Source organism: Mycobacterium sp. NPDC050041, from assembly GCF_049541695.1.
Lineage (GTDB): Bacteria > Actinomycetota > Actinomycetes > Mycobacteriales > Mycobacteriaceae > Mycobacterium.
The window spans coordinates 1-25,441 of record NZ_JBMVDG010000003.1 but is presented as its reverse complement, the minus strand read 5'-3'; the positions used below and the strand labels follow the sequence as shown (position 1 = coordinate 25,441).

Annotated in this window: 25 protein-coding genes and 1 tRNA gene; 15 read left to right on the top strand and 11 right to left on the bottom strand. The window is 69.1% G+C overall.

The window, feature by feature from the left end; all coding sequences use genetic code 11:
* Positions 1–62 precede the first annotated feature (62 nt).
* The gene (locus ACPCHZ_RS10580) at positions 63–821 is read left to right on the top strand and encodes an alpha/beta fold hydrolase (protein WP_423484730.1); all 759 of its coding nucleotides are present in this window, start codon (positions 63–65) and stop codon (positions 819–821) included.
* A 7-nt stretch (positions 822–828) separates the two neighbouring features.
* Here ACPCHZ_RS10580 and ACPCHZ_RS10575 read toward each other — a convergent pair whose 3' ends face one another.
* Positions 829–1,467, bottom strand: coding sequence for a TetR/AcrR family transcriptional regulator (locus ACPCHZ_RS10575; RefSeq protein WP_423484729.1), 639 nt, complete (start codon positions 1,465–1,467; stop codon positions 829–831).
* A 76-nt stretch (positions 1,468–1,543) separates the two neighbouring features.
* Here ACPCHZ_RS10575 and ACPCHZ_RS10570 point away from each other — a divergent pair, with 76 nt between their 5' ends.
* Together ACPCHZ_RS10570 and ACPCHZ_RS10565 are read left to right on the top strand one after the other, a co-directional pair.
* Positions 1,544–3,304, top strand: coding sequence for an N-acyl-D-amino-acid deacylase family protein (locus tag ACPCHZ_RS10570; RefSeq protein ID WP_423484728.1), 1,761 nt, complete (start codon positions 1,544–1,546; stop codon positions 3,302–3,304).
* Between the two features lie 25 nt (positions 3,305–3,329).
* Positions 3,330–4,112, top strand: a complete 783-nt coding sequence (locus tag ACPCHZ_RS10565; protein ID WP_423484727.1) for an SDR family oxidoreductase — start codon at positions 3,330–3,332, stop codon at positions 4,110–4,112.
* Positions 4,113–4,121: 9 nt separating this feature from the next.
* On the opposite strand, the gene ACPCHZ_RS10560 is transcribed toward ACPCHZ_RS10565, so the two are convergent.
* The gene (locus tag ACPCHZ_RS10560; RefSeq protein ID WP_423484726.1) at positions 4,122–4,928 is read right to left on the bottom strand and encodes an SDR family NAD(P)-dependent oxidoreductase; all 807 of its coding nucleotides are present in this window, start codon (positions 4,926–4,928) and stop codon (positions 4,122–4,124) included.
* A gap of 90 nt (positions 4,929–5,018) precedes the next feature.
* Between ACPCHZ_RS10560 and ACPCHZ_RS10555 the strand changes: the two genes are divergently transcribed.
* From ACPCHZ_RS10555 to ACPCHZ_RS10545, 3 genes are all read left to right on the top strand, one after another.
* Positions 5,019–6,200 (top strand): acyl-CoA dehydrogenase family protein, encoded by a 1,182-nt coding sequence (locus ACPCHZ_RS10555; RefSeq protein WP_423484725.1) that lies wholly within the window; start codon positions 5,019–5,021, stop codon positions 6,198–6,200.
* A 72-nt stretch (positions 6,201–6,272) separates the two neighbouring features.
* Positions 6,273–7,517, top strand: a complete 1,245-nt coding sequence (locus ACPCHZ_RS10550) for a M23 family metallopeptidase (RefSeq protein ID WP_423484724.1) — start codon at positions 6,273–6,275, stop codon at positions 7,515–7,517.
* A gap of 163 nt (positions 7,518–7,680) precedes the next feature.
* Positions 7,681–10,563: an RND family transporter gene (locus ACPCHZ_RS10545; RefSeq protein WP_423484723.1), complete on the top strand. Its 2,883-nt coding sequence runs from the start codon at positions 7,681–7,683 to the stop codon at positions 10,561–10,563.
* 28 nt (positions 10,564–10,591) lie between these two features.
* Here the strand turns inward: ACPCHZ_RS10545 and ACPCHZ_RS10540 are convergent, their stop codons facing one another.
* Positions 10,592–11,371 (bottom strand): TIM barrel protein, encoded by a 780-nt coding sequence (locus ACPCHZ_RS10540; RefSeq protein WP_423484722.1) that lies wholly within the window; start codon positions 11,369–11,371, stop codon positions 10,592–10,594.
* A 95-nt stretch (positions 11,372–11,466) separates the two neighbouring features.
* On the opposite strand from ACPCHZ_RS10540, the gene ACPCHZ_RS10535 reads away from it, so the two are divergent.
* The 4 genes from ACPCHZ_RS10535 to ACPCHZ_RS10520 all read left to right on the top strand — a co-directional run bounded on the left by ACPCHZ_RS10535 (position 11,467) and on the right by ACPCHZ_RS10520 (position 15,496).
* A complete protein-coding gene (locus ACPCHZ_RS10535; RefSeq protein WP_423484721.1) occupies positions 11,467–12,444 on the top strand; it encodes a LacI family DNA-binding transcriptional regulator in 978 nt (325 codons plus the stop codon).
* 102 nt (positions 12,445–12,546) lie between these two features.
* Positions 12,547–14,067, top strand: a complete 1,521-nt coding sequence (locus ACPCHZ_RS10530) for an FAD-dependent oxidoreductase (protein ID WP_423484720.1) — start codon at positions 12,547–12,549, stop codon at positions 14,065–14,067.
* 46 nt (positions 14,068–14,113) lie between these two features.
* Positions 14,114–14,782 (top strand): TetR/AcrR family transcriptional regulator, encoded by a 669-nt coding sequence (locus tag ACPCHZ_RS10525; RefSeq protein ID WP_423484719.1) that lies wholly within the window; start codon positions 14,114–14,116, stop codon positions 14,780–14,782.
* 18 nt (positions 14,783–14,800) lie between these two features.
* Complete coding sequence (locus ACPCHZ_RS10520) at positions 14,801–15,496, top strand: proteasome protein (RefSeq protein WP_423484718.1); 696 nt, start codon at positions 14,801–14,803, stop codon at positions 15,494–15,496.
* Positions 15,497–15,498: 2 nt separating this feature from the next.
* Here the strand turns inward: ACPCHZ_RS10520 and ACPCHZ_RS10515 are convergent, their stop codons facing one another.
* On the bottom strand, positions 15,499–15,984 hold the full coding sequence (locus ACPCHZ_RS10515) for a YbaK/EbsC family protein (RefSeq protein ID WP_423484717.1): 486 nt from the start codon (positions 15,982–15,984) through the stop codon (positions 15,499–15,501).
* Positions 15,985–16,052: 68 nt separating this feature from the next.
* Complete coding sequence (locus ACPCHZ_RS10510; protein WP_423484716.1) at positions 16,053–16,268, bottom strand: hypothetical protein; 216 nt, start codon at positions 16,266–16,268, stop codon at positions 16,053–16,055.
* Positions 16,269–16,354: 86 nt separating this feature from the next.
* Here ACPCHZ_RS10510 and ACPCHZ_RS10505 point away from each other — a divergent pair, with 86 nt between their 5' ends.
* Both ACPCHZ_RS10505 and ACPCHZ_RS10500 read left to right on the top strand, forming a co-directional pair.
* The gene (locus ACPCHZ_RS10505) at positions 16,355–16,726 is read left to right on the top strand and encodes a hypothetical protein (RefSeq protein ID WP_423485339.1); all 372 of its coding nucleotides are present in this window, start codon (positions 16,355–16,357) and stop codon (positions 16,724–16,726) included.
* A 63-nt stretch (positions 16,727–16,789) separates the two neighbouring features.
* Positions 16,790–17,419, top strand: a complete 630-nt coding sequence (locus ACPCHZ_RS10500; RefSeq protein WP_423484715.1) for a GNAT family N-acetyltransferase — start codon at positions 16,790–16,792, stop codon at positions 17,417–17,419.
* On the opposite strand, the gene mbtN is transcribed toward ACPCHZ_RS10500, so the two are convergent.
* The 6 genes from mbtN to crcB (ACPCHZ_RS10470) are packed head-to-tail and all read right to left on the bottom strand — an operon-like array spanning position 17,413 to position 22,272.
* On the bottom strand, positions 17,413–18,582 hold the full coding sequence (gene mbtN, locus ACPCHZ_RS10495; protein WP_423484714.1) for a mycobactin biosynthesis acyl-ACP dehydrogenase MbtN: 1,170 nt from the start codon (positions 18,580–18,582) through the stop codon (positions 17,413–17,415). The genes ACPCHZ_RS10500 and mbtN overlap by 7 nt on opposite strands.
* Positions 18,579–20,153 (bottom strand): long-chain-fatty acid--ACP ligase MbtM, encoded by a 1,575-nt coding sequence (gene mbtM, locus ACPCHZ_RS10490; RefSeq protein WP_423485338.1) that lies wholly within the window; start codon positions 20,151–20,153, stop codon positions 18,579–18,581. The genes mbtN and mbtM overlap by 4 nt, the downstream gene beginning before the upstream one ends.
* A gap of 5 nt (positions 20,154–20,158) precedes the next feature.
* Positions 20,159–20,428 carry an acyl carrier protein gene (locus ACPCHZ_RS10485; RefSeq protein ID WP_423484713.1) on the bottom strand — a complete coding sequence of 90 codons (270 nt, stop codon included), beginning with the start codon at positions 20,426–20,428 and terminating at the stop codon, positions 20,159–20,161.
* A 40-nt stretch (positions 20,429–20,468) separates the two neighbouring features.
* Positions 20,469–21,515 carry a DUF190 domain-containing protein gene (locus ACPCHZ_RS10480; protein WP_423484712.1) on the bottom strand — a complete coding sequence of 349 codons (1,047 nt, stop codon included), beginning with the start codon at positions 21,513–21,515 and terminating at the stop codon, positions 20,469–20,471.
* Positions 21,512–21,880, bottom strand: a complete 369-nt coding sequence (gene crcB, locus ACPCHZ_RS10475) for a fluoride efflux transporter CrcB (protein WP_423484711.1) — start codon at positions 21,878–21,880, stop codon at positions 21,512–21,514. Before crcB (ACPCHZ_RS10475) ends, ACPCHZ_RS10480 begins: the two co-directional genes overlap by 4 nt.
* Positions 21,877–22,272: a fluoride efflux transporter CrcB gene (gene crcB / locus ACPCHZ_RS10470; protein WP_423484710.1), complete on the bottom strand. Its 396-nt coding sequence runs from the start codon at positions 22,270–22,272 to the stop codon at positions 21,877–21,879. Before crcB (ACPCHZ_RS10470) ends, crcB (ACPCHZ_RS10475) begins: the two co-directional genes overlap by 4 nt.
* Before the next feature lie 70 nt (positions 22,273–22,342).
* On the opposite strand from crcB (ACPCHZ_RS10470), the gene pgm reads away from it, so the two are divergent.
* The 3 genes from pgm to ACPCHZ_RS10455 all read left to right on the top strand — a co-directional run bounded on the left by pgm (position 22,343) and on the right by ACPCHZ_RS10455 (position 25,370).
* Complete coding sequence (pgm, locus tag ACPCHZ_RS10465) at positions 22,343–23,977, top strand: phosphoglucomutase (alpha-D-glucose-1,6-bisphosphate-dependent) (protein ID WP_364971589.1); 1,635 nt, start codon at positions 22,343–22,345, stop codon at positions 23,975–23,977.
* Positions 23,974–25,242 (top strand): MFS transporter, encoded by a 1,269-nt coding sequence (locus tag ACPCHZ_RS10460; RefSeq protein WP_423484709.1) that lies wholly within the window; start codon positions 23,974–23,976, stop codon positions 25,240–25,242. Before pgm ends, ACPCHZ_RS10460 begins: the two co-directional genes overlap by 4 nt.
* A 55-nt stretch (positions 25,243–25,297) precedes the next feature.
* Positions 25,298–25,370: transfer RNA gene (locus ACPCHZ_RS10455), tRNA-Ala, on the top strand.
* Positions 25,371–25,441: the final 71 nt, after the last annotated feature.

Below are 25,441 nucleotides of genomic sequence, written 5' to 3'. Positions count from 1 at the left end.
TCGCGTAATCTTCGGCCCCGCCGCCTCGGCGCAACCGCACGATGCACCCAAGGGAGGACGACGTGCGTTTCGTACTCGTACACGGGGGATTTCACGCCGCATGGTGTTGGTCGCACACCATCGACGAACTCCGTGCGCTCGGCCATGACGCGGTGGCCGTGGATCTGCCCGGCCACGGCTCGCGCGTCGACGAGGAGTCCACGCTGGCGAATCGGCGCGAGGCGGTCGCGACGGTCATCGAGCGCGGCGACGTCGTGGTCGGCCACTCCGGCGGAGGATTCGACGCCACGCTGGGTGTCGACTCGGTGCCGGACAAGGTGAGCCACGTCATCTACCTCGCTGCCGCCCTGCCGCGCGAGGGCCGCAGCTACACCGAGGCCATGACGATGACCAACGCCGAGGACGGCGATCTCGACGGCGACGTCGGAGAGATGTTGAGCTACCTGCACTTCGACGAGGACGGCGCGATGACGTTCGCGGACTTCGAGGGTGCGTGGAAATACTTCTACCACGACTGCGACGAGCCGACGGCGCGATGGGCCTTCGACCGGCTGGGCCCGGAACGGTTCGGCGAGACGACGGTCGCCCCGGTGTCGACGCCCGGCTTCTGGGCGGCTGATCTGCCCCGCAGTTTCATTCGCTGCGAACAGGATCGGGCGATGCCACGGTGGCTGGCCGACACTGTCGCGCACCGCCTCGGCGTCGAACCGCTGACCATCGACGCGTCGCACTCGCCGTTCCTCAGCCGGCCGGGCGATCTGGCGCAACTGCTGGTCGCGGCGACCGCCACGCGACCGGTCGGACCGCTGACCCCGAATTGAGGCCGGCTCACCGACCGATGGTCGCGGTGCCTGCGCGCAGCGGTGCCAGCAGCGCGTCGAGCCCGTATTCGAACACCGCGTCGTAGTCGGTGGGTGACTGCAACGCCTCGACGAGCGCCCGGTCCGGCCAGTCGTCGGTCCACAGCGACGGGTCCTCTTCGTCGTGCTTGGCCCCACGCACGGCGGAGAACTGCATGACCGCCGAGGAGATGACGTGGACCTGGATCGCACGCAGCACCAGGGCCGCGTCCGCCCCGGTCACGCCCAGTTCGGCCAGCTGCGCTGCGAGCGTCTGCTGCACCGGCAGGAACAGTGCGGGCGTGCGGTCGCGCTCGTGGGCGATGCTCAGTAGATGCTGGCGCTCGATGAGTACCCGGCGTTGCGAACGGGCAAGGGAGGCAATGCGATCGACCGGACTCCGGCCCTCTGTCGGCAGGTTCGCCATCTGGCCCAGCAGTCCCTCCACCAGGCTGTCGAACACCTTGTCCCGGCCGCCGACGTGCCAGTAGATCGATGTGACCGCGACTCCCAGCGCCTCGGCGAGGCTGCGCATGGTGAACGCCCCGACGCCGTGCAATTCGATGAGGTGCGCGGCGGCGTCGAGGATCGCGTCGGCGTTGACCGATTCCCGTTTCTTGTCCGCCACGATTCGCCTTTCCCCGCTCTGTAACGGTGTTACATTCGCCACGGTAACGGCTGGCAGCCTCGCGAGGGAGTGATTCGTGTTCGACCTCAAGATCACCGGTGGAACCGTGGTGGACGGCACGGGCGCAGACCGCTATCTGGCGGATGTGGCCGTCCGTGACGGCAAGATCGTCGAGGTTCGCCGCCGCGGTCCCAACGACCCGACGCTGGCAGGCGAGGCGGCCGAGACCATCGACGCGACGGGAACCGTCGTCGCCCCCGGGTTCGTGGACATCCACACCCACTACGACGGTCAGGTCACCTGGGACAGCCTGCTGGAGCCGTCGAGCAATCACGGGGTGACCACGGTCGTCACCGGCAACTGCGGTGTCGGGTTCGCACCCGTGCGCCCGGGCCAGGAGCAGTGGCTCATCGAACTGATGGAAGGCGTCGAGGACATCCCGGGGTCGGCGCTCACCGAGGGCATCACGTGGGGCTGGGAGAGCTACGCCGAGTACCTCGACGTCATCGGCAGGCGCGACCTGGCGGTCGATGTCGGCAGCCAGGTCGCACACGGCACCGTGCGCGCCTACGCGATGGGCGAACGCGGCGCTCGCAACGAGGCCGCCACTCCCGAGGACATCGAGGCGATGAGCCGGCTGGTGCGGGAGGCGGCCGAGGCGGGGGCGCTGGGCTTCTCGTCGTCGCGGACGCTGGCCCACCGCGCCATGGACGGTGAGCCGGTGCCCGGCACGTTCGCGGCCGAGGACGAACTCTTCGCGCTCGGCCGGGCGATGGCGGCCGGCGGAGGAGCGGTGTTCGAACTGGCGCCGCAGGGGGCGGCGGGCGAGGACATCGTCGCGCCCAAGAAGGAACTCGAGTGGATGCGGCGCCTCGGCGGCGAGATCGACTGCGCGCTGAGCTTCGCGCTCATCCAGGTCGACGCCGACCCCAATCTGTGGCGTGAGCAACTCGACATGTCGGCGGCCGCGCACGAGGCCGGCAGCCGGCTGCACCCGCAGGTCGCCGCCCGGCCGTTCGGGATGCTCCTCGGGTTCCCCGGCCACCACGCCTTCACCCACCGGCCGACCTACCGGCGGCTCGAGGCCCAGTGCACGCGCGAGGAGCTGGCCGCCCGGTTGGCCGAACCCGCTGTGCGCGCGGCGATCCTGGTCGAAGAGGATCTGCCGATCAATCCGGACGTGTTGTTCGACGGCATGTTCGCCCTGGCGCAGTACTCAGCGGACCGGCTGTACGCCATCGGAGAGCCGCCCGACTACGAGCCGACCGCCGACCGGACGGTCGCCGCGATCGCCCGCGACCGCGGCGAGGACGTCCTGACCACCATGTACGACCTGATGCTCGAGGGCGATGCCGCCACGATGCTGATGCTGCCGATGTTCAACTACTCCGACGGCAACCACGACGCGATCCGCGAGATGATGACCCATCCCGCAGGCGTCCTGGGACTGTCCGACGGCGGTGCGCATTGCAGCATGATCTGCGATGCGTCGTATCCGACCTTCCTGCTGACCCACTGGGCGCGCGATCGGCACCGCGGGGAGCGGCTGCCGCTGGAGTACGTCGTGCGCAAGCAGTCCCACGACACTGCAACACTTTTCGGGCTCACCGACCGCGGCGTCATCCAGGTCGGGAAGAAGGCCGACCTGAACGTGATCGACATGAACGCGCTCACGTTGCACGCGCCGAGGATGGCCTACGACCTGCCCGCAGGCGGGCACAGGCTCGTGCAGGGCGCGTCCGGATATCGCGCCACCGTCGTCAGCGGCGTGGTGACCCGACGTGACGGTGCCGACACCGGGGCCCGCCCCGGTCGGCTGGTGCGCGGCGCACGCTGAAAACTACTGGAAACAGGAGGAATAGATGGCAGGACGTCTGGCCGGCAAGGTGGCCGTGGTCAGTGGCGGAGCCCGGGGGATGGGTGCGTCGCACGTACGGGCGCTGGTGGCCGAGGGCGCCAAGGTGGTGTTCGGCGACATCCTCGACGACGACGGCGAACAGGTCGCCCGCGATGTCGGCGACCACGCCCGCTACGTCCACCTCGACGTCACCCGACCCGATGACTGGGATGCCGTCGTGGCCGCCGCGGTCGAGCACTTCGGATCGGTCGACATCCTGGTCAACAACGCGGGCATCCTGAACATCGGACTCATCGAGGACTATCCGCTGTCGGAATGGCAGCGAATCATCGATGTGAACCTGACCGGCGTGTTCCTCGGGATCCGCGCTGTCACGCCGCAGATGAAGCGTGCCGGTCGGGGCTCGATCATCAACATCTCGTCCATCGAGGGAATGGCGGGCACCGCCGCCTGCCACGGGTACACCGCCACGAAGTTCGCGGTCCGCGGGCTGACCAAGTCGTGCGCACTGGAACTGGGGCCCAGCGGAATCCGGGTGAACTCGATCCATCCCGGGCTGATCAAGACGCCGATGACCGACTGGGTGCCCGACGACATCTTCCAGACCGCGCTGGGGCGCGCCGCTGAGCCGGTGGAGGTGTCCAACCTCGTCGTCTATCTCGCCAGCGACGAGTCGAGTTACTCGACGGGCTCGGAGTTCGTCGTCGACGGCGGATGCATCGCCGGGCTGGGCCACAAGGACTTCGCAACGGTGGAGACCGAGCCGCAGCCGGAGTGGATCACGTGAGCCGCTTCGCTATTGCTCGCCCAGCCCCATCAACTCGGTGACGCCGTGGTCGCGCCCCGCGGTGTAGCCGCCGTCCACCGCGATCGCCTGTCCGCTGACGAAGCTCGCGTCTGCAGACAGCAGAAAGGCTGCGACGGAGGCGATCTCGTGGGGCTGCCCGAAGCGGCGCAGTTTGTGTTCGTGGCGGAGCCCTTCGCGGGCCTGTTCCATACCCGGCATGCCCACCACGGAGTCGAACAGCGGCGTCTCGATGAAGCCGGGGCAGATGGCGTTGGCCCGGATCCCGCTCGGCCCGTAGTCGATCGCGACGTTCTTGGTGAGCAGCACGACTCCACCCTTGGCCGCGTTGTACGAGCTGCCCCCCGCGGTGCCCTCCAGCCCTTCGACGCTGGACAGGTGCACGAGGGCACCGCGTTCGCCGCCGACCCTGTCCTGCGCGATCATCTGCCGCAGCGCGGCGCGGGTGACGACGAACGTGCCCTTGAGGTTGACGTCGACCACCCGGTCCCACTCCTCGTCGGGCACGAGGTGCACCGGGCCACCACCGGCCACGCCCGCCGCGTGCACCACCCCGTCGAGGCGGCCGACTGCGTCCACCACCGCACTCACCGCCGCGCCGACGGCGTCACCGTCACGTACGTCGGCCTGCCGGTACGCATACCGGTCGTTCGCGACATCGGTCCCCTCGGCGATGTCGACACCGACGACGCCGGCGCCCTCGGCGAGCAGCCGTTCGACGGTGGCCTTCCCGATTCCCGACGCCGCGCCGGTGACGAGGACACCCTTGGCTTCGAATCTATTCACAGCGGCCAACATACGGCGAGCGCACGCAAGTTCGCGCACTTTCCCGATCGACGCGTACGACAACCGTGCGCTCACGACAGCTGACGAGGTAGAGGAGTTCCGATGACGACGACGCCGGTGCGGGTGAATCCCGTCGATCTGGCCAGGGGCATGAGAGACCTCGTCGCCGGGGAAGCGGCCGCCTGCGAGCGGGCCCGCACCCTGTCACCACCCGTCGTCGAGGCGATGTGGGACAGCGGGCTGATGACGGCGTTCAATCCGGCGGCCGCGGGGGGCGTCGAGCCGTCTGTCGCCGAGATGATCGAGACCTGGATCGAGATGGCCTGGCAGGACGGGTCGTTCGGCTGGATCGGGATCGCCAACCTGCCGTCGTCGTTCGCCGCGGCGGCCTATCTGCCGGACGCGGGCTTCGCCGAGGTTTTCACGGCCAACGGCAACCGCGTGACGATGGGCGGGCAGTTCGCGCCCAACGGCCAGGGCATCGTCACCGACGGCGGTTACCGGCTGACGGGAGCGTGGAACTTCGGCTCCGGCACCGGGCATTCCGCCTACATCGCCGCGGGCTTCATCCCGATGGAGAACGGCGAGATGCGGTGGATCCGGGAAGGCGAGCCGGAGCTCATGGTGGCCGTCGTCCCCCGCGAGGAGGTGAACTTCACCGATGGGTGGCACGTGCAGGGACTCAAGGGCACCGGCTCCTACGACTACAACGTCGCCGACCTGTTCGTGCCGGCGTCGCGAACGTTCCGGCTGTTCACCCGGGAACCGTTGCGCGGTACCTTCGCCGCGGGCCGGATGGGGATGATGCCGGTGACGGCGGCCGGGCATGCCGCTTGGGCGCTCGGCGTCGCGAAGAGCACGCTCGACGACGTCGAGTCGCTGGCGGCCACCAAGTTCCGGATGTCGGACATGGCTTCGCTCGCCAGCCGCCCCACGTTCCAAAAGGATCTCGCCCACCATGTCGCGGCGTGGCGCGCCGCCCGCCTTCTCGTGCTCGACACCTTCAGCACGGCTGAGGCGGCCGTCGACGCGGGCGGGGAGTTGACGCCGACGCATCGCGCGGACATGCGGGTGGCGGCGGTGTACGCCACCGGCGTCGCCAGGGCCGCGGCGGAGTGGGCGCACCTCGCGGCGGGCACCACCTCGATCCGGGAGGGCAGCCGACTCGAACGCGGATTCCGCGACATCTACACCGGGACCCAGCACGCCTTCATCAGTGAGAAGGTCGCGATCGACGCGGCCCAGGTGTGGCTCGGCGTCATCGAGGACCACTTCTCTCTGTGATCCGCTGACGAATCCGCCTGACGCTGCCCGCGTTCGGCTGCCCGCCCGGCCGGCGTCTGCCAGGCTGACCGGATGTACAACGTGCGTACCACCCTCCGCCGATCGTTGGCGCCGGCGATGGGCGCCGTCCTCATCGTCGCCTCCGTCGGCTGCGCCGGCCCCGAGGCCGCCCCGGCCGCCGAACCGCAGAGCCCGCAGCAGACCACCGCGGCGGCGCCGCGTCCTGACGCGATCACGCCGCTGGTGGGATCGGTGCCCTTCGCGCCTGTTCCGTTCGCCGGCTCGGACGGCAAGACGCACATGGTCTACGAGCTGGCCGTCACGAATTTCACCGGTGCTCGGCTGACGGTGGACCGACTGAGGGTGCTCGACGATTCCACGGGCGCTGTGTTGGGTGACCTCGATACCGCCACGCTGCGGGACCGGATGCAGCCGGCGGGCAGCCGCGAGGGCGCCGATCACCTGGAACCAGGTCAGGCCGCAACGATCTTCATCCACCTGATCCTCGACGACGCCACCGCTCACACCACCCTCGCGCACGAAGTGGCGGTCGCCGGCGCGGCGATACCGACCGACGGGAACCGGATCATTGAGCGGATCGCTACCACGGCGGTCGACGAGCGGACACTGCCGGTGGTGTCGGCGCCGTTGCGCGGCGAGCGGTTCATCGCCGCCGACGCCTGCTGCGACGCCGTCCGGCACACCCGCGCACTGCTGCCCGTCAACGGGCGGCCGTACCTCGCGCAGCGCTACGCGATCGACTACGAACAGGCCGACGCACAGAACCGGATCTTCACCGGGAATCCGCGCGACCCGGGCCGCTACGCGATCTACGGCGAAGAGGTGCTGGCCGTCGCCGACGGCACCGTGGTCGGCACCCGCAACGACCTACCGGAACAGACGCCCGGGGTGTACCCCGCCGGGATCCCGATCGAGGAGGCCGACGGCAATTTCGTGGTGCTGGACATCGGTGACGGCTTCTACGTCAACTACGCGCACATGCAACCGGGCAGCGTCCGGCCCGAGGTCGGGGAGCGGGTGGCCCGCGGCGACGTGATCGGTCTCGTCGGGAACACCGGCAATTCGGTCGCGCCGCACCTCCACCTGCACGTGATGGATGGGCCCTCGCCGCTCGCCGCGCAGGGGTTGCCCTATCTCTACGACCGGTTCTCGCTGTCCGGGCAGGTGGCCAGTACCGCGGACTTCGACGCCGCCGAGGGTGAGGGCGTTCCGCTGGTCACCGTGCCGGGCGTGGATCGCGCTGAGCACACCGATCAGCTGATCCTCGACCAGAACATCGTCGACTTCGGATCCTGAGAAACCTCGCGGTCTCGACCTGTGAAGATGCTGGCAACTCTCAGATTGACAGTGGTCAGTTTGACAGGCTAGATATATGACACGCGCGACTGTCTGTGTCACGCGTGCGGTCCCCAGCGGGCCGGGTGTGGCCTGATCGAGGGGGCGAAGTGGGGACGCTGGGATGAGCGGCAGCCTGCCCGCTGTGGAGCGGACCGGTTCGGCCGGCTCCCCTCCGGCGCAGCGATCGAAGATCGCGCACGCCATCCGGATCCTCGCGGTTCCGATCCTGCTGGGCTGGGTGGCGCTCACGGTCGTGACGAACGTCTTCGTGCCGTCGCTGGAGAAGGTGGGCGAGGCTCACACCGTCTCGATGAACGCCCACGACGCGCCGGCGTTCATCGCCATGCAGCGGGTCGGGGCGAACTTCGAGGAGTTCGACTCCGACAGCAACGCGATGGTGATCATGGAGGGCGAGCAGCCCCTCGGCGCCGACGCACACCACTACTACGACGAGCTGATCAAGAAGTTCCGGGCCGACCCTGCGCACATCGAGCACGTCGCGGACTTCTGGAGCGATCCGCTCACCGCCTCGGGCGCCCAGAGTGCCGACGGCAAATCCGCGTACGTACAGCTCTACCTGCGCGGCAACATGGGCGAGACGCTGGCCAACGAATCGGTCGCCGCCGTGCGCGACATCATCGCCGAGACCCCGGCTCCGCCCGGTGTGAAGGCGTATGCCACCGGGGGGGCGGCGCTGAACGCCGACCAGCGCGTCGCCGGCGACAAGGGTGCGATGAAGGCGACGGTGGTCACGCTCGTCGTCATCGCCGTGATGCTGCTGATCGTCTACCGGTCGATCGCCACCATGGTCCTGATCCTGTTGATGGTGTTCATCGAACTCGGCGCCTCCCGCGGGATCGTCGCCTTCCTCGGCAACACCGGGGTCATCGGCCTGTCCACCTTCGCCACCAGCCTGTTGACGCTGATCGCCATCGCCGCAGGAACCGACTACGCGATATTCCTGATCGGCCGCTACCAGGAGGCCAGGGGAGACGGCGAGGACCGGGAGACCGCGTACTACACGATGTTCCACGGCACCGCCCACGTGGTGCTCGGCTCGGGTCTCACGATCGCCGGTGCACTGCTGTGCCTCAAGTTCACCCGGCTGCCGTGGTTCCAGACGATGGCGGTGCCGTGCGCGGTCGGCATCCTCGTCGCCGTCATCGCCGCGCTGACGCTGGGCCCCGCGGTGATCGTGGTGGGCAGCCGGTTCGGCCTGTTCGAACCCAAGCGCGCGATCAACTCCCGCGGGTGGCGCCGGGTGGGCGTCGTGGTGGTGCGTTGGCCGGGACCGGTTCTGGTCGCGACGATCGCCCTGTCGCTGGTCGGGCTGCTGGCGCTGGGCGGCTACAAGGTCGACTACGACGGACGCCACTTCTTGCCGGCCGACACCCCCGCCAACATCGGCTACGACGTCGCCGACCGGCACTTCGACGCCGCCCGGATGAACCCGGAACTGCTGATGGTCGAGAGCGACCACGACCTGCGGAACTCCGCCGACTTCCTCGTCATCGACAAGATCGCCAAGGGCATCTTCCACGTGCCGGGGGTCGCCCGGGTGCAGGCCATCACCCGTCCCGACGGGAAGCCGATCGAGCACTCGACGATCCCGTTCCTGCTCAGCATGCAGGGCACGAATCAGCAGATGAACGAGAAGTACATGCAGGACCGAATGTCCGACATGCTGGTGCAGGCCGACGAGATGCAGAGCACGATCGACACCATGGAGCGGATGTCGGCTCTGATGGGCCAGATGTCCGAGGTCACCCACTCGATGGTGGCCAAGACCAAGAACATGTCGATCGATGTCGCCGAACTCCGGGATCACATCGCCGATTTCGACGATTTCTTTCGGCCGCTGCGCAACTACCTGTACTGGGAACCGCACTGCTACGACATCCCGCTGTGCTGGTCGATGCGGTCGGTTTTCGACACCCTCGACGGCATCGACACGCTGACCGACGACATCCAGGAGTTGGTGCCCGAGCTGGAGCGGCTCGATTCGCTGATGCCGCAACTCATCTCGCTGATGCCCCAGCAGATCGAGACGATGAAGTCGATGAAGACCATGATGCTGACGATGCATGCGTCGCAGAAGGGTCAGCAGGATCAGCAGTCGGCGATGCAGGACAAGTCGAACGCGATGGGCGACGCGTTCGACAAGTCCCGCAACGACGATTCCTTCTATCTGCCGCCCGAGGTGTTCGACAACGCCGACTTCAAGAAGGGGATGGAGAATTTCATCTCGCCCGACGGGAAGTCGGTGCGGTTCACCATCGAGCACGAGGGCGACCCCGCCACGCCGGAGGGCATCGAGCACATCGACGCGATCAAGCTGGCGGCCAAGGAAGCCATCAAGGGCACCCCGCTGGAGGGATCGCGGATCTATCTCGGCGGCACGGCGGCCACCTACAAGGACATGCGCGACGGCTCCAACTACGACCTGCTGATCGCTGGATTGTCGGCTGTGGCACTGATTTTCATCATCATGCTGATCATCACCCGCAGCGTGGTGGCGTCGGCCGTCATCGTGGGCACGGTGCTGCTCTCGCTCGGCACCTCGTTCGGGCTGTCCGTCCTCGTCTGGCAGCACATCCTGGGTATCCGCCTGCACTGGATCGTGCTGGTGATGTCGGTGATCCTGCTGTTGGCGGTGGGTTCTGACTACAACCTGTTGCTCGTCTCCCGCTTCAAGGAAGAACTCCACCACGGATTCAAGGTCGCGATCATCCGGGCGATGGCCGGCTCCGGTTCGGTGGTGACCTCGGCCGGACTGGTCTTCGCAGCGACCATGGCATCGTTCGTGTTCGGTGACCTGCTGAGCATCGCGCAGGTCGGCAGCACCATCGCGCTCGGGCTGCTGTTCGACACCCTGATCGTCCGGTCGTTCATGACGCCGTCCATCGCGGCGCTGCTCGGCCGATGGTTCTGGTGGCCTCAGCGCGTGCAGACTCCGGCATCGAGACGCCGGCTCGAGTCGATGCGGCAGACCTCCGGGGTCTGACGGACCAGTTGCTTCCGGACCGGCCGGGTCATTCGAACGTGAACGCCGAGCGGAACGACTCCAGCGCCGTGACATCGTCGCCCGCGGCGTAGGCCTCCATGCCGACAGGACCGCGATACCCGCTGTCGCGCAGCGCGGTTGCGACCGCGCGGTAGTTGATCTCACCCGTTCCCGGTTCGCAGCGGCCGGGCACGTCGGCCACCTGGATCTCACCGATGGCGTCGCCGCACCGGCGCACCAGGTCGATGAGATTCCCCTCGCCGATCTGCGCGTGGTAGAGGTCGAGCATCATCTTCACGTTCGGATGGCCGACGGCCTCGACCAGCGCCAGCGTGTCCTTCGCGCGTGCCAGCGGGACGCCCGGGTGGTCGACGATCGTGTTCAGATTCTCCAGGCAGAAGGTCACCCCGGCCGCGGCGCCGAGTTGGCCGAGTCCCTCGAGACCGCGCAGCGCCGACGCCCACATCGTGCCGTCGACACGATGACGCGGGCGCGCGGCCTGTCCTGCGACGAGCTGACCCGGATGTACCACCAGCCGCGGGACACCCAACACCGCAGCGGCTTTGGCGGCCTGCTCGGCGGTGCGCACCACCTCTGCCGCCCCGTCGGCGTCCCACAGGTCGCCGGCCAGATACCCCGTCATCGAGGAGAACCGCGCACCCGTCGCCGCCAGCGCGTCGAGGTCTTTGTCGTCGAAGCTCCAGATCTCGACGGCGAAACCGAGCTCGTCGATGCGGCGCACACGGTCGGCGATGTCGAGATCGACGAACACCATCTCCGCGCAGACGGCGAGGTCGAACAGGCTCATCGGACTCCCTACTAGAACGTTCTAGGCCGCATCAGTAAACCGGTTCGCGCGCGTGTCGGTCAAGAGCGGTACTAGAACGTTCTAGGCTGTCTGACATGCCGCGCAGAACCACCCTGCAGGACGTCGCCGTCCGAGCCGGGGTGTCCCGGGCGCTCGTCTCGATCGTCATGCGCGACGTCCCTGGCGCGAGCGCGGCCACCAGGGCCCGCGTGCGCAAGGCGGCCGAGGAGATCGGTTACCGGCCCGATTCGCGCGCGCGGCTGCTGCGTTCGCAGCGCACCCGGCTGCTCGGCCTCGTCTTCACCGCCGGCCAGGAATTCCACGCCGGCCTCGTCGACGGTGTGTACCGGGCCGCCGAGGAGCAGGGGTACGACGTACTGCTCAGCTGTGTGACGCCGCACCGCGACGAGCAACGCGCAGTGCAAACGCTCCTCGACGACCGCTGCGAGGGGCTCGTACTCATCGGCACCGAGCTGTCCGCATCGGTGCTGACCGCGCTCGACATCCCGGTGGTGTCGGTCGCCCGCCGGGTGCGCGGCGTGGCGTCGGTGCGCAGCGACGACGCCGGGGGAGCGGGAATCGCCGTGAATCATCTCGCCGATCTCGGCCACCTGGCCGCCGTTCACGTCGACGCCGCCCGTGCACCCGGCGCCGCGGACCGACGGCGGGGATTCCGCGCGGCCGCCCGTCGTCGCGGGATGTCGGCGACCGTGGTGCCCGGGGGACTGACCGAGCGTGAGGGAGCGGCGGCCGCCGCGACGCTGGTGGCATCGGACGCGCTGCCCACGGCGGTGTTCGCGTTCAACGACCGCTGCGCGCTCGGCGTGCTCGACGTGCTCATCCGCGCGGGCATCGCGGTGCCCGAGGCCGTGTCCGTCATCGGATTCGACGACAGCCCGCTGGCGGGGTTCTCCCACATCGACCTGACCACTGTCGGACAGGACACCGCCCGCCTCGCCGATCTCGCCGTGTCCCGGTTGGTCGCCCGCCTGGACGCCGCGCAGCCGCAAGTGGGCGACGACGTGGTTGCACCGCGGCTGATCGTTCGCGGCACGACGGCGCCGCCACGCTGAACGCGCCACAGTTGCTTGCGCCTGCAACCGCCGGCTGAGGCGTAGCGCGAAAAAGCGTGATCTTGGTCGGGTCCCGTCCGATAATGGGACGGTTCGAGGGGGATGCGCATGACCGCTTCAGAGATGACCGAACCGGTGAGCTCGACATCGGTGCAGCGTTGCGACGTCTGCATCGTCGGAGCGGGAGTCGCCGGGCTCAACGCCGCGTTCGCGGCCAGCCGCCACCTGTCCCGCGGCCAGCGGATCATCCTCGTCGACCGGCGCGGACGCGTCGGCGGCATGTGGGTCGACACCTATCCCTACGTCCGGCTGCACCAGCCGCACGGCATGTTCACCGCAGGCAATGTCAAATGGACGCTCGGACGCGAACGCTCGTATCTCGCGAACAAGGACGAGGTGCTCGACCACCTCGAGCACTGCCTGGACGAGATCCGCCGTTCGGTCCGCGTCGACACCTTCTTCGGCCACGACGTGGAATCGGTCGACGAACACCCGGGCCGCGTGCAGGTCACCTGTCGCTCGTCGACCGGGGAGCGACTCGTGGTCGAGGCCCGCAAGGTGGTCAAGGCCTACGGCTTCCGGGTGACCCCGAACGACCCGCTGCCATTGTCGAGCACCCGGGCGCGGTCGGTGTCGCCGGACACCTGTGATGTGCGGACGGGGGACCTCGCCGCCGACGACGCACCCGTGTGGATCATCGGGGGCGGCAAGACGGCGATGGACACCGCGCATGCCTTGATCACGGCGCGCCCCGGGCGTGAGGTCAACCTGGTCGCCGGCCGCGGCACGCTGTTCACCATCCGGGATCGCGCCTTCCCGGACGGATTGCGGCGTTGGTACGGGGGCACGCCGGTCAGTTCGTTCGCCGGTGAGGCGTGCCGGCGGTTCGACGGCACCAACGAGGACGAGGTGTGGCGCTGGCAACGCGGGATGATCGGCACCTGGGTCACCCCGGACGCTGCCAGCTTCCTGTTGGGTGTGCTGTCCGAAGACGAAAGTCGCACGATCAGGAACGGGCTCAACCGGGTCGCGATGGACTACCTCGTCGACGCGGTCGACCGGGACGGCGGCGTCGAGTTGCAGTTCCGCAGCGGTGACACCACGACGGTGCCTGCCGGATCCTGGATCGTGAACTGCACGGGCTACGTCACCGGCAGCGACCATCCCTACGAACCGTACGTATCGCCCGGGGGCTCGGTCGTGTCCATTCAGACGCGGTCGGCCACCCTGCACCTGAGTACCTATATGGGCTACTTCATGACCCATCTGCTGATGCTGGACAAGTTCGACGAGACGCCGCTCTATGAGTTCGACTTCCAGGAGATGGTGCACCGGTCGCGGACGGCATTCCCGTACGCGGTGCTCACAGTGGCGCAGTACAACCTGGGCCTGATGTACGACGCGCTGCCCACGAAGGTGTTCACCGACTGTGGTCTCGACTTCGACCGGCACTATCCGCCGCACCGCAGGCTGGTCCGAATGGTCGAGTTCATGCTGACCCACCGCCGCGAACGCGAGCATCAGCGTCGCACGCTGGACACCGTCCGCGAACGCTTCGACATCCGATGCGGACCGCTGCGTCACGACCAGCCGGCCGATGCCGACGGCCACGCAGCCATGTGAGTCAGATCACATCCATCCGGTCGCCGCACGGTGACGAAGAACTGTTGTGTACACCGAACTGAGACAGCCACGTCTTCGCGGCCGGCCCCGCGCCTCGGACAGCACCGACACCCGCGAGGGCATTCTGCGCTCGGCGCGCGACGTCTTCCGTGAGCTCGGCTACGAGGGCACCACGAACATGAAGATCGCGACGCACGCGGGTCTCACCCGCCCCGCGATCAACTACCACTTCACCAGTAAGCGGGAACTCTTCCGCACCGTGGTCGAGGCCAATCTCGCGATCCTCGGGCGGGCCATCGGCGAGGCGGCGGGTGAGCGGAGCCTGCGCGGCCGGTTGAGAACGCTCATGATCTCCGCCGACACCGACCCCGACGTGCGCGCCGCCACGGGCTTCCTCACCGTCGCCGAACTGGACTGTCAGCGGCACCCCGAACTGCGCGCCGACGGCTGGGACGTCGCCTCGGCGCTGCGGGACTTCCTGTCCGCGTCGGTGGCCACCGCGCTGGAGGACGGCGAGCTGCGGGCCGACGTCGACGTCGCGTCGGTCGTCGACGCGCTGCACGCGGTGCTGAGCGGCATGGCGTTCCGCGTCGGTGCGGTCGGAGACCACGGTCGTCGCCAGGCGCAGACCGATGCGCTGATGGCGCTGGTCAGCGGCGATCTGTTCACCAGCACCAGTGAAGATCGGCGCGACGAGCCCGCACGGCTCGGCTGAGTCTCTATCGTTGGTGCCGTGACCGTCGTCCTCGCCCTGCGCTGCGCCGACGGCCTGGTGCTCGCCTCCGATTCGCAGATCACCGATCCCGGTCGCGGACTGTCCTACCCGGCGCAGAAACTGCACCCGCTCGGTTCGCACGCCGCCTGGGGCGGCAGTGGCTCACGGGCGGTGCTCCACGACATCCAGCGGCTGTTCGACGCCGAACCCGACGCGGTCGTCGAGGCGCAGGACGTCGGCCGGGCCGTGCAGGAACGGGTGCTGCCGATCTTCAAGCACCACTACACGAACTTCATCTCCGACGTGCCCGAGGCCAAACCCGGTGCGACTCCCGCCACATACGTCCTGGCGGCGGGCTACGCCGGTGAGAACCCGTTCATCGTCGACGTCGACCCGCACGGGCTCGTCGGTCACTACGAGGACATCGGGTTCCAGGCGGTCGGCAGCGGCGCACCGATGGCGCAGCAGGCCTATGCGCTGCTGGCCAACTTCCGCATGACGGAGCGCGGCGTCGACTACGGGGTGGTGGCCGCGTTACGCGTGCTCGACGCGCTCGACCTGTCCTCGCCCAGCGTGGGCGGTCCGATGGACCTCTGCCGCATCACGCCCGACGGCGCCCACCATCTGGACGACGACGAAATCGGCGAGGTGCGCCGCCATGTCGGCCGGTGGCAGGAGTTGGAGCGCAACGCGCTCGACGACCTGTTCGACTGAGGTCAGGACGGTGCCGACGCGATCTCCATGGTCTGCGCGCCGGGCAGGCCGGCCAGCACATCGGGTGTGACGAGCAGCTTCGAGCCGCGAATACCGCTGCCCACCACCAGGTGCGGCTGCGTGGCGACCGCGGAGTCGACGAGGATCGGCCAGTCCGTGGGCAGTCCGACGGGGGTGATGCCGCCGTACTCCATCGCGGTGCGCGGCACCGCGGTGTCCATCGGGGCGAACGAGATCTTCCGCGCGCCGAGGTGCTTGCGGACCACGCCGTTGACGTCGGCGCGTGCGGTGGCCAACACGACGCAGGCGGCGTGCCACACCCGGTCGGCGCGTTTGGCCTCCACCACCACGCAGTTGGCCGAAGCCTCCAGCGCCACCTCGTAATGCGCGCAGAAGGCGGCGGTGTCCGCCAGCGACGCGTCGATCTCGGCGACCCACACACCGGCGCCACCGTGCTGTTCGATGTGCCGGCGCACCGGTTCGGCCAACAGGTCCAGCCGTCCCGTCGCCGGGGCGAACGTCAGCGTGCCCAGCTGGATTCGGTCATCGTCGACGGTCAGGGTTCCTCCTCGCTGCTGAAGCGGTTGCCGATGAACGCCAGCAGATCCGGGTCGTCGGACCGGAACCGCTCGACCTCCTCACCGCCGTCGCACTGCAACAGCGCGATCGTCACCGCGTCTCGAGTGCGGGCGTCCACCCGCCACACCGCGCCGGAATCCTGCCAGCGCCGCAGTTCCGCCACGCGGTCTCGATCGTCGGGTGCGCGGGTCATGTCTCCACGATGACACGCTGTCATAGTCTGCTGACGTGGGTGCAGCGCAGGCGGTCGCGGCGGCCGCGGTCTTCGTGTGGCTCGGCATGGTCCTGGCGATCTCATTCCTCGAGGCGCCGCTGAAGTTTCGCGCCCCGGGCGTCACGCTGCAGGTGGGGCTGGGCATCGGCCGGTTGGTGTTCCGGGCCCTCAATGTGTGCGAACTCGCGCTGAGCGCCGTTGTCACGGCGTCGTTCGCATTCGACCGCCCGTCGATGGTCCCGGCGCTCGCGGTCGCCTCGGCGGTGGTGGCCCTCCTGGCGCAGGTGCTGGTGGTACGGCCTGCGCTGACCCGGCGCTCCGACGCGGTGCTGGCGGGCGGGGAGGGTCCGCGATCGCGGGCGCACTGGTTCTACATCGGCCTGGAGATCGGCAAGGTCGTGGCGCTGCTCACCGCGGGCGTGACCCTGCTGGAGTGAAGCCGCGGACGGCTTTTAGGTAGGTAAACCTACCCTCATCTGCTGCGGTAGGCTCGTCGCTCGATGACCGACACCGATGAGGCGATCAAGCCCGTCCTGCCCCGTGAGCTGACGTCGATCGCCGACGAGATCCGAGCGGTGCCCGCGCCACCGATGCCGACGCTCGCCGAGCCGTATTCCATCCGCCTCGTGGACGCCGATCGGGACGCAGAGATGATCTCGGAGTGGATGAACCGGCCGCACCTGGTCGAGGCCTGGGAGTACCCGTGGCCGCCCGATCGGTGGCGGCGTTACCTTCAGGCCCAGCTGGACGGCGAGTACTCCCGACCGCTGATCGGTAGCTTCCGCGGCACCGAACTCGCCTACGTCGAGGTGTATCGCGCGGCCAAGGACTCCATCGCGCCGCGCTATGCCGCCGACCCCTACGATCTCGGCCTGCATGCGGCGATCGCCGATTTGCGGTTCGTCAACCGCGGATTCGCCCCGATCCTGCTGCCGCGCCTCGTCGCCAGCATCTTCGACATCGAGCCGCGGTGCCGGCGCATCATGTTCGACCCGGACCACCGCAACTCCGGCGCCCGGCGGCTGTGCGAATTCGCGGGCTGCGCCTTCCTCGGCGAGCACCAGATGTCGAACCGCCGGATGGCGCTGTACGCCCTGCCCCGCACGCCCGAGGACGTGCCGGGTCAGTAGTCCCAGTCGGGGGAGTTGATCAGCTCGGCGTAGCCCTCGTAGTCGGGCTTCATCGCGGCGGCGACGAGCTCCCACAGCACCTCGTCGGTGCCGCCGCCGACCCGGGCCAGCTTCATGTCCCGCCACCACCGCCCCAGCGGGGTCTCGTCGACGAGATAGCCTGCGCCGCCGAAGATGTGCATGCACTCGGAGAACACCTCTTCACCGAGGCGGGCGGCGCTCACCTTGATCGCGGCCGCCGCGCGGAGGTCGAGCCGGCCTTCCGCGGCGATCCCGGCCAGCCCGTAGCGCAGCATGTCGACGCGCGCCTGCAGGTCGGCGATCCGCATGCGCAGTGCCTGGTGCTGGTACAGCGTCTGCCCGAACTGGCGACGTTTCATCATGCGCGCCAGCGTGATTCCAATGATCCGCTGGCAGGCGGCGGCGACCTGGCCGGCGATCGACAACCGCTCGTGCGCCAGTCCCCACGAGATGGCGGCCAGCCCGGTGCCGGCCCTGGCCACCAGCGCATCGGCCGGCACCCAGGTGTCGATGTGGACCGCGGCGGTGTCCAGCGGGCCTGCGCCGACCTTGCGGTAGGGGGTCTGCACCTCGACCTGGCTGGTCGGTACGGCGATCACCACGACGTTGCCGTGCCTGCTGGTCGGATCCTGGTCCATGCCGCGCGCCACCACCATGATGTGGTCGGCGATCGGCGACAGCGATACGAACTTCTTGACGCCGCGGACCTCGAAACCGTCTCGGGCGGAACGCACCTCGGTCTGGACGATCTGCAGGTCGGAACCGCCGGACTCCTCCGACGCGCCGATGCACAGCACCGCTTCACCGCGGATGGCCTGCTCACAGATCTCGCGCAGATAGTCCGAACGGCCGAACCGGCGGAGCAGCGCGATGGCCGAGTCGTGCAGGCTGACCCCGACTCCGATGCCGGCCGAGCCGAGGCCGCCGAGTGCGGTGGCCAGTGCGACCAGCTTGGCCACGTCGGGTTGTGCTGCGTCGCCCCACTTCTCGGCGAACACCCCGGAACGACCGAGATGCTCGATCAGCTGACGGGGGAAGCGCTCGGTCTCCTCCGCCTCGGCCGTCCACGCCGTGACCTGCTCGTCGAAGACGCGGTCGAGCAGCGTGCGGTAGTCCTCGACGGTCGTCAGGGACAAGGTCATGGTGTCACCGCTTCCAGATTTCGTTTGACTTCCAGGCGGCGCAGCTTGCCCGACGAGGTCCTCGGCAGCGAGCCCGGCGCCATGAACACGACGTCGGACGGTACGACGCCACATTCGGTGGCCACCCGCTGCACCAGGGCACTGCGGGCGTCAGCTTCGTCGGATCCCTTGTACTCCGCGGCGATGACCAGACCGGGCCGGACCGACGTCTCGCCGGTGCCGACGGCCACCACGGCACCTTCGCGGACCCCGTCGATCTGGGCGGCCACCCGCTCGATCTCGGTGGGGAAGATGTTGCGCCCGGCGACGGTGATGAGTTCCTTGGCGCGACCACACACCACGAGCCCGCCGTCGACGAAGTAGCCGAGATCGCCGGTGGAGAACCAGCTGTCGGCCGACAGCGGCGCCTCGCCGAGGTAGCCGGTCATCATCGACGAGCCGCGGACCTCGACCTCGCCGACCTCGCGGTCCTCGATGCCGTCGCTGCGCTGCTCGAGCGGGGTGATCCGGATCTGTACGCCTGGGATCGCCTCACCGAGTAGGGCCTGCTTCCGCACGACCGTCCTACCCTGGGTCGTGACGCGGATATCGTCGACGAGCAATCCCGTTCCGGGCACCGGAACCGAGACCGCACAGTTGGATTCGGCCAGACCGTAGGAGGGGCACAGCGCCGCGTCGTCGAAGCCGAAGCGGGCCATCTCGTCGGCGAACCGCCGGGTGCCGTCGCAGTCGACGGGTTCACCTCCGTTCAGCGCGAACCGCAACGTCCCCAGGTCGACGCCGTCGATCAGCCGGGCGTACTTGCCGACCAGGTTGTAGGCCATGTTGGGCGCCGCCGTCATCGACGAACGGCTGTCACTGAGCCACTGCACCCAACTGAACGGCGACGCCGAGAACGAGGTGGTCGGCGCCTGCCAGAGATCGCCACCGCCGAGGGCCATCGTGAGCAGGAACGTCAGTCCCATGTCGTGGTAGAGCGGCAGCCAGGAGCAGCCGACGTCGGCGCGGGTGACGCCGACCCGGGTGACCAGGCCGCGCAGGTTGGCCAGCACCGCCTGCGGCGACAGTTGTGCGGTGCGCGGCGAGCCGGTCGATCCGGCCGTGCCCTGCAACACCGCCACCTCACCGCGGCCGGACGGAGCCACGAACGTCACGGAACGACGGGCATGGCCGACGGCGGCGACGTCGTGGACGGCCACCGTACTGTCCACCGCGCGTAGCAGTTCGAGCTGTTCGCCGTGGCTGAACACCGTGCTCACCCCGATGGCGCGCAAGCGTCGCAAGGTGGCCTGCGCCCACTGCGCGGTGTCGGCGCCGCGGACCGGGCCGGGCAGCAGCGACACCGCGGCGCCGGCGATCATCCCGCCGAAGACGGCCGAGATGAGCTCGACGGTGGGGTCACCGACGAGGCCGACGGCCGGGGCGTCGTCGTCGAGGATGCGGGTCGCGACATTCTCCGCGCGGGCATAGACCTCGGCCCACGGATGCGGGGTCCAGGTCTGACTGGGATGGTCGAAGACGACCAGGTGGTGACCGGCGGAGGTCAGGGCTTCGGCGAGGGCCGCCGCCAGAGGGTTCACTGGTTGCTCTGTGCCGCCGGGACTTTCGCCAGGATCGCGGCTTCCAGGTCACCCACGGTGTCGCAGCTCAGCAGATCCTCTTCGGTCAGTGCGACGCCGAGCTTGTCCTCGATGGCCACCATGCCGACCGCGAACGCCACGGAGTCGAGGCCGACGTCGTCGATGAGGCGTGAATCTCGGGTGACACGACGGATATCGACGTTCATGTCGTCACGCAGGATTTCGGACAGCGCGGCGCTCACGGCATCAGGGGTAGTCGGCTGCATGACGTGGGACGGTACACGGCGTACTAAACTTAGGCTAGGCTTACATCTCGGGCGCTGACGCCGGCCGGATGCCGCCGCGCCGCAGGCCGCTGTCGATCGAGACGACCGCCGGAACCACCGCGCAGGTCACCACGCCCTGCCCCTCGGTCACCTCGTCGACGAGGTCGAAGCACGCCGCGATCCGATCCGGTGTGTCGACGTAGTCGGTCGTCACCGGCACGTGGCGGCCGAGCTGAAACAGCCTGTCGCCACCGGGTTCTGCGTCGCCGGTGAAACCCCACACGCCCCGCAGGACCGTCACCCCGGCCGTCGTCGGCGACTCCCGTAGGCGGCGTAGCAGAGTCCGGTGCACGGGCAGTCCGCGGTGCAGGTCCGCCTCGCAGGTGTACACCGTCAGCTTCTGCCACCGAGCCAGTCCGACGTCGTCGGTCGCGGGCACCGGCGCCGGACGGCTCACCGGACCACCCGCCCCCTTGCACAGTTGGACCGGCGCGACCGTCATCAAGGCCGACGGCAGCAGCGGCCGGAGAGTGCGGACCGCGTCGCCGGCGGCCGAGGCGGATCCGACCGCGACCGTCAGCACCGGAACCGCGGCGTTGCGCCCGAAGAAGGTGGCGCGGCGGCGCTGTCCAGCGGTGACGCCGTCGACGCCGAGAAACGAAGTCGCCGAGACGAATCCGCCCCGTCGCAGCACATCGCACACCGCGTTGTGGGCCGGTCGCCCGTTCAGCCGGTCTGCACGCCCGGTGAGCACCCTCAACTCCACGTGATCCGCCGTCACGGTGTCACCGGCATGCCGCACCCGCTCCACGGCCAGGGTGCCCCGCGAAACCACCTCCGTCGCCCGTGCGGCGAACGCGGCGATGCGCTCGGCGTCGCCCACGGCGACGAGCGCGATCGGCAGATCCTCGGACTGGCTCAGCGTCACATCGGTCCGGATGTCGTGGCGCGGACCGAATCCGGCGGCTCCGCGCAGGACCACCGCGGCCTCCACGGCGCCGACCTCGAGCAGGGCGTCGGCGACGAACCGGCCGTCGTGACGGGCCCGTTCGCCGAAGAAGGCGGTGAGCCGGTGCAGTTCAGTCACAGCCGCCCCCCGAGCCAGTGGCCGGACCACACCGCGGCGAGCCCCAGCACCAGACTGGCGACGATGTTGGCGACGGCGGGCCACCCCCGCCGCTCCTCGCCGAGGCGCTGCGTCTCGAGCATCCAGGTGGAGAACGTGGTGTAGGAGCCGACGAACGCGGTGCCCGCCAGCAGGGCGTGGTGCGGCGCGAGGGCCAGCGCGCCGAGCAGGCCGAGCAGCCAGGCACCGGTCAGGTTGACCGCGAGGGTGCCGTACGGAAACGGGCGGCCGACGCGGGTCGAGACGGTGCGGTCCACCGTGAAGCGCAGCACCGCGCCCACGCCGCCGAGCAGCACGACGCCCGCCCACACCGCGACGGTCGTCACCGCAGCCTGGCCCGGCGGACCAGCGCCGTGGCGACGTACACCGCCAGCAGGCCCGCGGCGATGCTGGTGGCCAGGTAGCCGGCGGCCAGGCCGAGGTGACCGTGTTCGAGCATGCGCAGCGTCTCGACCTGCATGGTGGAGAACGTCGTCAGCCCGCCGCACAGACCGGTGCCCAACAGTGGGCGGCGGTAGGCCGAGACCGGGAGGCGTTCGAGAAGGCGGGTGGTGAAGTAGCCGAGCAGGAACGCGCCGACGATGTTGACCGTGAACGTCGGCCACGGCCACCGGCCGGGATCCGCAGGTGCGAGGGTCTCCAGCCCCGCGCGGGCCAGCGTGCCGAGCGCGCCGCCGACGAACACGGCGGCCAGTTCGCGGCGGTCGAATCCGGGCACGATGCAAAGTATCGCGGCTGTTCACCCGGCCGCCCGTCAACGCCGCGCGCACCGGGAGCAGAATCGAACCATGGCCGCCAACCCTCGTGCCGGTCAACCGGCGCAACCCGACGATCTCATCGACGTGGCCCAGGTGGTCACGGCGTACTACACCAAGCAACCCGATCCCGACGACGTGGCCCAGCAGGTGGTGTTCGGCACGTCAGGGCACCGCGGTTCGAGCCTGGACACGGCCTTCAACGAGGCGCACATCCTGGCCACCACACAGGCCATCGTCGAGTACCGCGCGGCGCAGGGCACCACCGGACCGCTGTTCATCGGCCGTGACACCCACGCGCTGTCCGAACCGGCATGGGCGTCGGCGATCGAGGTGCTCGCCGCCAACGACGTCGTCGCGATGATCGACTCGGCCGACCGCTACACCCCGACCCCCGCGGTCAGCCACGCGATCCTGGCGTTCAACCGCGGCCGGGACGCCGACCTCGCTGACGGAATCGTCGTCACGCCGTCGCACAACCCACCGCGCGACGGCGGCTTCAAGTACAACCCGCCCAACGGCGGCCCCGCCGACACCGACGCCACCGGGGTGATCGCCAAACGCGCGAACGAGATCCTGCGCGACGGCCTGCGGGCGGTGAAGAGGATCCCGTTGACCCGGGCGCTGCAGACCGCGCAGCGGCACGACTACCTCGACGCGTATGTGAGCGACCTGCCCAACGTCGTCGACGTGCACGCCATCCGCGCCGAGGGCATCCGGATCGGCGCCGACCCGCTCGGCGGCGCCAGCGTCGACTACTGGGCGGCGATCGCCGAACGCCACGACCTGCAGTTGACGGTGGTCAACCCGCTCGTCGACGCGACGTGGCGGTTCATGACCCTCGACACCGACGGCAAGATCCGGATGGACTGCAGCTCGCCCAACGCGATGGCCTCGCTCATCTCCAAGATCGGCGACTACCAGATCGCCACCGGCAACGACGCCGACTCCGATCGGCACGGCGTCGTCACCCCCGACGGCGGCCTGCTCAACCCGAACCACTACCTCGCCGTGGCCATCGAGTACCTCTACACCCACCGCCCGGACTGGCCGGGTTCGACGGCCGTCGGCAAGACCGCGGTCAGCTCCTCGATCATCGACCGGGTGGTGGCCGGGCTGGGCCGCGAGCTCCTCGAGGTGCCGGTCGGTTTCAAGTGGTTCGTCGACGGGTTGCTCGGCGGGACAATTGGTTTCGGCGGTGAGGAGAGCGCCGGTGCGTCCTTCCTGCGGCAGGACGGCACGGTCTGGTCCACCGACAAGGACGGCATCATCCTGGCGCTGCTGGCGTCGGAGATCCTGGCCAAGACCGGGCAGTCACCGTCGCAGCGCTACCAGGCGCTGGCCGAGAAGTACGGCGCGCCGACCTACGCCCGTATCGACGCGCCCGCCGACCGTGAGCAGAAGGCGCGGCTGGCGAAGTTGTCGGCCGAACAGGTGAGCGCCACCGAGCTGGCGGGGGAGCCGATCACCGCGAAGCTGACCACCGCTCCCGGGAACGGCGCTGCGCTCGGTGGCCTCAAGGTGACCACCGAGAACGCCTGGTTCGCCGCGCGGCCGTCGGGCACCGAGGACGTCTACAAGATCTACGCGGAGTCGTTCAAGGGGCCCGAGCATCTGGCGGAGGTGCAGGAGGCCGCGCGCGAGGTGGTGAATACAGTCATCTCGTGAGTGCCTCTGCGGAGGGCGACTGTTCGCAAGCCGTCGCCAAGGAGAAGTTGCCGGGCGAAGTCTGGGTGCTCATCGTCTCGAACGCGGTGATCGCACTGGGTTACGGCGTCGTCGCGCCGGTGCTGCCGGCCTACGCCCGCCACTTCGGCGTCAGCATCAGCGCCGCGACCTTCGTGATCACCGCCTTCGCGTTGACGCGGCTGTGCTTCGCGTGGCCGACCGGACTGCTGATCCAGCGGCTGGGGGAGCGGCGGATCTACACCAGCGGACTGGTCATCGTCGCGCTCACCACCGCTGCGTGCGCATTCGCGCAGACCTACTGGCAGTTGTTGATCTTCCGGTCGCTCGGCGGCATCGGGTCGACCATGTTCTTCGTCTCCGCGCTCGGCTTGATGATCCGGATCAGCCCGGAGAACGCCCGCGGCCGGGTGGCGGGGATGTTCTCCTCGGCGTTCCTCGTCGGCTCGGTCGGCGGACCGGTGCTGGGCAGCCTGACCGCGGGACTGGGGCTGAGCGCGCCGTTCCTCATCTACGGCGGCGCGCTGCTGGTCGCCGCGGCGGTGGTCTTCATCAGCCTGCGGAACTCCTCGCTGGCCGCTCCCGAAGCGGAGGCCACGGAGAAGGTGACGGTGCGGGTCGCCTGGCGCAACCGGGCCTACCGCGCCGCGCTGCTGTCGAACTTCGCCACCGGGTGGTCGGCATTCGGGCTGCGCATCGCGCTGGTACCGCTGTTCGTCACCGACGTGCTGCACCGCGGGGCGGGTGTCGCCGGGCTCGCGCTGGCGACCTTCGCGATCGGCAACGTCGCGGCCGTGATCCCGAGCGGCTACCTGTCCGACCGGGTGGGCCGCAAGATGCTGCTGATCGTGGGCCTGGCGGCGGCGGGGGTGGCGACCGCTCTCGTCGGGTTCACCGACGGGCTGCCGCTGTTCCTGGTCAGCGCCGTCGTCGCGGGATTCGCCACCGGCATCTTCACGTCGCCGCAGCAGGCCGCGGTGGCCGACATCATCGGCAACAAAGCGCGTGGCGGGACGGCGGTGGCGACGTTCCAGATGATGGCCGACGTCGGTTCGATCGGCGGGTCGCTGCTGGTGGGGCTGATCGCGCAGCACTTCTCCTTCGGCTGGGCGTTCGTGGTGTCGGGGGTAATCCTGGTGGTGGCGGCGGTGAGTTGGACGTTCGCTCCGGAGACCCGGCCGCGGCCGACGAGGGAACACGGGCCGGCCCGGCCGCTCGGCCCGGAAGCCGGTGGCGAGGTGCCGTGACCTGCGATTTTGAGCGGCTGCCGGGCGTGGTGTAACTTCGGTGGGCACAACTTCAGGGGCTATGGCGCAGTTGGTAGCGCACCACACTGGCAGTGTGGGGGTCAGGGGTTCGAATCCCCTTAGCTCCACTCCTATAACCGCAGATCAGAGCAGTTTTAGCGGAGGTTGAGCCGGAACATCAACACCGGTCATCAACAAC